This window comes from Intrasporangium chromatireducens Q5-1, assembly GCF_000576575.1.
GTDB classification, from domain to species: domain Bacteria; phylum Actinomycetota; class Actinomycetes; order Actinomycetales; family Dermatophilaceae; genus Intrasporangium_A; species Intrasporangium_A chromatireducens.
Window position 1 is genome coordinate 1 of the sequence record NZ_AWQS01000230.1, and the last position, 6,006, is coordinate 6,006.

Sequence of the window (6,006 nt, forward strand, 5' to 3'; positions counted from 1 at the left end):
CCCGACGGTCCCAAGGCCCGGCGGACCACATCGAGCAGGGACTCGTCGGCATCGAGCAGCCGGCGCCGCTGGTCGAGGACACCGACCTCGACCCGGGTGCCGAGCGACTGCCGCCCCGAGGTCAGCGGGAGCCGTCCCAGCAGGGCGGCGAGCAGGGTCGTCTTCCCGCTCCCGTTGTCGCCGGCGACGGCGATCCGGTCGCCACGTGCCACCGTGAGGTTGACCGGGCCGAGGCGGAAGCCGCCCCGCTCGATGACGCCGTCGGCGAGGGTGGCGACGATGTCGGCGGAGGGCCGGCCCTCTGCGATGGCGTAGCGCAGCTGCCACTCCTTGCGGGGCTGTTCGACGGTCGCGAGGCGGTCGACGGCGCGCACGATGCGCGCCGCCTTGGCGCCCTGCCGGTCGGCGCGGGCGCGGTGCTTCTCCCGGATGTACTTGTCCGGCTCCTTGGTCGCCTTGGGTCCGCTCCGACCCTTGACCGCCCATTCCTGACGCTGCCTCGCCTGTGCGGCGAGGGAGTCCCGCGCCTCGGCATATCCCTCGTAGGCTTCCCAGGCCTGGGCGCGGACGAGCTCGCGCTGCGCGACGAACTCGCTCCAGCCGCCCTTGTAGTGCCGGACCTGCTGCTGGTGCAGGTCGAGCTCGAGCACGTTCGTGGCGACGGCGTCGAGGAAGGCCCGGTCGTGGCTCGCGATGAGGACGGGTCCCGCATGCGAGCGGACGAACTCGGCCATCAGCTCGAGGCCTCGGGCGTCCAGGTTGTTCGTCGGCTCGTCGAGCAGGAGCACGTCGTACTGGCTGAGGAGCACGGTGACGAGCGAGGCTCGCGCGGCCTGTCCCCCCGACAACGAGCCCAGCGGACGGGTCGGATCGACGTCGAGGCCGATGCGTGCGGCCACCTCCGGCAGCCGCTGGTCGAGGTCGGCGGCGCCGAGAGCCAGCCAGCGCTCGAGGGCGGCGGCGTATCTGTCCTCGCTCAGCGGCATACCGGAGGAAAGGGCCTCGGCCGCCGCCTCGAGCTCGCCGTCCGCGGCGGCCACGCCGGTGCGGCGGCGGGCGTAGTCGAGGAGCGACTCCTCGGGGTCGGGCAGCACCTGGGGGAGCCAGGCGATCGTCGCGGCCGTCGGGGCGAGCCGGACGGAGCCGAGCTCGGGCACGAGCTCCCCGACGATGGTGCGCATCAGGCTCGACTTGCCCGAGCCGTTGGGGCCGACGACCGCGGTCACGTCGCCGTCGGCCAGGGTCAGGTCGAGGCCGGTGAAGAGGGTGCGCGCGCCGAGTGCGACGGCGAGGTCGGTGATGGTGAGGATGGTAGGCATACGGGTCCTGGGGTCGCGAGGTCAGTGGCTCGGGGCGTCAGGACATCCACACGGCGGCAACTCTAGGGAGCGGCCGTCCGGTCTGTCACGCGTTTTACCGACGTGGGGCGACGAAGGACGGGTCGAACCCGTACGGCAGCTCGAGCCGGTTCCGGGCCATCAGGTCCGCGTCGCCGAGGAGGTCCCGGGTCGCGCCGTCGGCGGCGATGACTCCGTCGGCCAGGATGACGGACCGCTCGCACAGCTCGAGGGCGTACGGCAGGTCGTGCGTCACCATGAGGACGGTGACGTCGAGCGACGTGACGATGTCGGCCAGCTCCCGGCGGGAGGCGGGGTCGAGGTTGGAGCTCGGCTCGTCCATGACGAGGATCTCCGGCTCCATGGCGAGGACGGTGGCGACGGCCACCCGCCGCCGTTGCCCGAACGAGAGGTGGTGCGGCGGCCGGTCCGCGAAGTCGGCCATGCCGACTTGCTCGAGCGCGCGCCGGACGCGGGCCTCCAGCGCGTCGCCTCGCAGGCCGAGGTTCGCGGGGCCGAATGCGACGTCGTCGTGGACCGTCGGCATGAAGAGCTGGTCGTCGGGGTCCTGGAAGACGATGCCGACGCGGCGGCGGATCTCCTGCAGGGTGTCCTTCGACACGGACAGACCCGAGACGGCAACGGTGCCCGCCCCGGCGGTGAGGATGCCGTTCAGGTGCAGCACGAGGGTGGTCTTGCCGGCTCCGTTGGGGCCGAGCAGGGCGACCCGCTCGCCTTGGTGGACGTGCAGGTTCACGCCGTAGAGCGCCTGGTGTCCGTCCGGGTAGGCATAGGCGAGACCGCGCACGTCGAGCACGGGGGTCGTCATGCGTTCACCATCCCGGCTGCGCACACGGTGACGGCAACCGCCGGCAGTATGCCGCTCAGCACCCATTGCGCGCGGGTGGCCGTCAGCACGTGGAGCGTCGGCATCCGGCCGGCGTACCCACGGGAGAGCATCGCGAGGTGGACCCGCTCGCCCCGCTCGTAGGAGCGGATGAACAGGGCGCCGAGGGTTGCGCCGAGCGCCGGCCACTGCCGAAGCGAGCGCGCCTGAAAACCCCTGGAGGCGCGGGCGATCCGCATCCGGTTCAGCTCTCCGGTGACGACCTCGAGGTAGCGGATCATGAAGCTCATGATCTGCACGAGCGGCTGTGGGAGGTGGAGCCGCTCGAAGCCGGCGATGATGTCGCGCGGCTCCGTCGTCGCGGCGAGCAGGAGTGATGCGAGGACGCCGAGGGTGCCCTTGGCGAGCAGGGCCCAGGCACCCCAGAGACCAGCCTCGGACAGGTGGAGCGGACCCACCGCGGTCCGGGGACCGGTCGCGATGAACGGCATCAGCAGCGCGAACACCACGAACGGGACCTCGACGACGAGCCGTTTCGCGAGGTACGGGAAGGGAACTCGCGACGCGCGGACGGCTGCCAGCAGCGCGACGAGGTGAGCGGCATACGGCCAGAACGTCGTGCGAGGCGTCGCGACGACGGCGAGGACGAAGACGAGGAGGGCGACGATCTTCGTGTGGGCGGGCAGCCGGTGCACCGGCGAATGGCCGTGGTGGTGCAGCGCGTGCCCGTGCGACGCCCCCACCTCAGCGGTCGTCGTCATGGTGAGGTGGGTCCGCAGGCGAGGACGCCTGGCGGCGCAAGACGAGGACGAGACCACCCATCACCAGTCCGGTCACGCCGACCCCGACGACCCCGGCCAGCCCCTTGGACAGGTGAGGGCTGCTCACCCCCTTCGCCTCGTAGCCGGCGAGGGGGCCGTTCGCCGTGCTGTGCTGGGTCTCTGTCTGGCTGAATCCCTTTGTCTCCGCGACGTGCTGGAGTCCGTCCGGGCTCTTCGAGGCGTAGAAGGACAGGACGCCCGCCACGAGCAGGGCGAGGAGGACACCGACGATGGCGAAGCGCTTCGTCGTCATGCGCGCACGTCCTCGCGGATCTCGAGCTCGCGGGTGGTGAGCAGGGGCCGCGCGCCGTGGACGAGGTCAGGCCGGACCGCGACGACCGAGCCGACGACGAGCGCAGTGATGAGTGCCTCGCCGATGCCGATGAGCAGGTGCACCCAGACCATCGCCGTCAGGACGGAACCGACCGGGATGGGGGCCTGGCCGCCGACGGCGAACAGGCCGGTGAAGGCCGCTGCGGCAACGGGGACGGACACAAAAGCACCCATGGCGGCGGCGACTCCGACCGACGAGAGACGCTGGGGGAAAGGCCGGCGGAAGAGTCGGAAGACGCCATAACCGACCCACACGCCGACCACGGCCATGAGCAGCACGTTCGTGCCGAGCGCGGTCACCCCGCCGTCGGCGAAGAGGAAGGCCTGGACGAGCAGGACGACGGTGATCGAGAGGGTTGCCAGCCAGGGCCCGACGAGGACGGCGGCGAGCGCCCCACCGAGGAGGTGGCCCGATGTGCCGGCCCCGACCGGGAAGTTGATCATCTGGCCCGCGAAGACGAACACCGCGACGAGGCCGGCCATCGGCGCGGTCCGGTCGTCGAGGTCGTGCCGTGCGCCCCGGAGCGCCGCCGCCACCGCGCCCGCAGCGACGACCGCGGTCGCGATCGACGTGGGGGCGTCGAGGAATCCGTCGGGCACGTGCATGGACAGAGTCTAGGTCCAGATGCGACTGTGTCGCATCTGGATCACCCAGTCGAGTGGCCACTACTCGTCGAAAGGCCATTAACCGACGAGAGGCCACTACTCGTCGAGAGGCCACGACCCGACGACCCTGAGCCGGCTCAGGGTCGGCTCAGGGTCCCCTGAGGTCGGACCCTCATGGCCGGCGGCGTCCGGCCCCGACAGGCTGGAGCGCATGATCACAGTTGACCGACTGACCAAGAGATACGGCGGCTTCACCGCCGTCGACGACGTCTCCTTCGAGGTCAAGCCCGGGCAGGTCACCGGCTTCCTCGGCCCGAACGGCGCTGGCAAGACCACCGCCATGCGGATCATGGCCGGGCTGACCCCCGCCACGTCCGGCACCACGACCGTCCTCGGCCGGCCCTACGCGAGCCTGCCGAACCCCGGCCGCTACGTCGGCACGCTGCTCGACGCCTCCGCCCAGCACGCCGGCCGCACCGGCCGCGAGGTGCTGAGCCTCGGCGCCATCTTCATGGGCGTCGACCGGCGCCGGGTCGACGAGATGATCCAGCTCGTCGGGCTCACCGACAAGGAGGCGAGCCGTCGCGTGCGCAACTACTCGCTCGGGATGCGTCAGCGCCTCGGCATCGCCCATGCCCTGCTCGGCGACCCCGAGGTCCTCATCCTCGACGAGCCCGCCAACGGTCTCGACCCTGCCGGCATCCGCTGGATGCGCGACCTGCTGCGTGGGTATGCCGACCGCGGCGGGACGGTCCTGCTCAGCTCGCACCTGCTGAACGAGATCGAGCGGGTCGCGGACGAGATCATCGTCATCGGGCACGGCCGCATCGTCGCGCAAGGCACCAAGGAGCAGCTCCTCGCCGGCGCGGGCACCTTCGTCCGCTCCGTCGACGACACGGCCTTGGCCCGGGCACTCGACGACGCCACCGTCGCGGCCACCGCCCTCGCCACTGGGGGCCTGCAGGTCGAGGCCGATCCGGTCGACGTCGGCCGGGTCGCCGCCGCGACCGGGATCGCCCTCGTCGAGCTGCGGTCCGGCGACTCCCGTGGTCTCGAGGAGATGTTCCTCGAGCTCACGTCCGAGACGGCCCGTGAGGAGGTGGCGGCGTGAGCACCACGACGCACCGCATCCCCGGCATGCCCGACCCCAGCAGCGTCGGACGCAGCCCGCACGCCGAGTCCGCGCTCCCGTCGGTTGCTGCGGTGCCCAGTCCGATCCCCGGGTCCCGCCCGACACGCGGCGTGTCCTTCGCCCGGCTGGTGCACGTGGAACTGCGCAAGATGCTCGACACGCGAGCCGGTCGGTGGCTGCTCATCGGCGTCGGTGCGGCGATCGCCGCGGCGCTCGTCATCCTGTTCTTCGTCGACGGTGGCCAGCACCGGTTCGAGGACTACCTCCAGGCCACGACGATGCCGATGGCCATCATCCTGCCCGTCGTCGGGATCCTCGCCGTGACCTCGGAGTGGTCGCAGCGGACCGGCCTCGTGACCTTCACGATGGAGCCGCGCCGCCTGCGGGTCGGCTGGGCGAAGTTCGTCGCGTCGCTCCTCGTCGGCATCGCCGCCTTCGCGCTCGCCATCGTCTTGGCCGCGCTGGTCCACCAGGCGGCCATCACGATCCGGGGCATCACCCCGGGCTGGGAGATCGGTGGCCTCGTCGTGACGGGCGCCGGCCTCTACGTTCTGCTCGGCCTGGCGCAGGGTGTTGGCTTCGGCATGCTGTTCAAGAACACCCCGGCCGCGATCGTCACCTACTTCGCCCTACCGACCGTGTGGGGAATCCTCTCCTCCCTCGTCACCTGGCTCAACGGTGTGGCGAACTGGCTGGACCTCAACCGGACGATGAACCCGCTCTTCCTGGGCCGCGCCCTGACTGCAGAGCAGTGGGCGCACCTCGCCGCCTCCGTCGGCGTATGGGTCGTCCTGCCGCTCGTCGTGGGGATGTGGCGCCTCTCCCGCGCCGAGGTGAAGTAGCCCCCACCTCCCCGGGTTGGGGTGGTCGGTCGGTCCTCCCGCCGCTCGACCACCTCAACCAACCGTCGAAGGGCCAGTAACCGTCGAA

7 protein-coding genes are annotated in these 6,006 nt (G+C 71.3%); 2 read left to right on the top strand and 5 right to left on the bottom strand.

Going from position 1 to position 6,006, the window contains the following annotated elements:
* The 5 genes from N864_RS18275 to N864_RS18295 form a co-directional block, all read right to left on the bottom strand.
* On the bottom strand, positions 1-1,319 hold a 1,319-nt coding region (locus tag N864_RS18275), incomplete at its 3' end, for an ATP-binding cassette domain-containing protein (protein WP_034720416.1).
* Positions 1,320-1,413: 94 nt separating this feature from the next.
* Entirely contained in the window at positions 1,414-2,166 is a 753-nt protein-coding gene (locus N864_RS18280) for an energy-coupling factor ABC transporter ATP-binding protein (RefSeq protein ID WP_034720419.1), read from the bottom strand.
* Entirely contained in the window at positions 2,163-2,945 is a 783-nt protein-coding gene (gene cbiQ, locus N864_RS18285; protein WP_240474396.1) for a cobalt ECF transporter T component CbiQ, read from the bottom strand. Before cbiQ ends, N864_RS18280 begins: the two co-directional genes overlap by 4 nt.
* Entirely contained in the window at positions 2,929-3,258 is a 330-nt protein-coding gene (locus tag N864_RS25745; protein ID WP_034720421.1) for a PDGLE domain-containing protein, read from the bottom strand. Before N864_RS25745 ends, cbiQ begins: the two co-directional genes overlap by 17 nt.
* On the bottom strand, positions 3,255-3,944 hold the full coding sequence (locus tag N864_RS18295; RefSeq protein ID WP_034720424.1) for an energy-coupling factor ABC transporter permease: 690 nt from the start codon (positions 3,942-3,944) through the stop codon (positions 3,255-3,257). Before N864_RS18295 ends, N864_RS25745 begins: the two co-directional genes overlap by 4 nt.
* 211 nt (positions 3,945-4,155) lie before the next feature.
* Between N864_RS18295 and N864_RS18300 the strand changes: the two genes are divergently transcribed.
* On the top strand, positions 4,156-5,055 hold the full coding sequence (locus tag N864_RS18300) for an ABC transporter ATP-binding protein (RefSeq protein ID WP_034720426.1): 900 nt from the start codon (positions 4,156-4,158) through the stop codon (positions 5,053-5,055).
* Complete coding sequence (locus N864_RS18305) at positions 5,052-5,918, top strand: ABC-2 transporter permease (protein WP_051518774.1); 867 nt, start codon at positions 5,052-5,054, stop codon at positions 5,916-5,918. The genes N864_RS18300 and N864_RS18305 overlap by 4 nt, the downstream gene beginning before the upstream one ends.
* The last annotated feature ends 88 nt before the right edge of the window (positions 5,919-6,006 follow it).

Bases quoted from the DNA above. Each gene is read 5' to 3' on its own strand.
- N864_RS18280 (WP_034720419.1), bottom strand. From the start codon at position 2,166: ATGACGACCCCCGTGCTCGACGTGCGCGGTCTCGCCTATGCCTACCCG.
- cbiQ (WP_240474396.1), bottom strand. From the start codon at position 2,945: ATGACGACGACCGCTGAGGTGGGGGCGTCGCACGGGCACGCGCTGCAC.
- N864_RS25745 (WP_034720421.1), bottom strand. From the start codon at position 3,258: ATGACGACGAAGCGCTTCGCCATCGTCGGTGTCCTCCTCGCCCTGCTC.
- N864_RS18295 (WP_034720424.1), bottom strand. From the start codon at position 3,944: ATGCACGTGCCCGACGGATTCCTCGACGCCCCCACGTCGATCGCGACC.
- N864_RS18300 (WP_034720426.1), top strand. From the start codon at position 4,156: ATGATCACAGTTGACCGACTGACCAAGAGATACGGCGGCTTCACCGCC.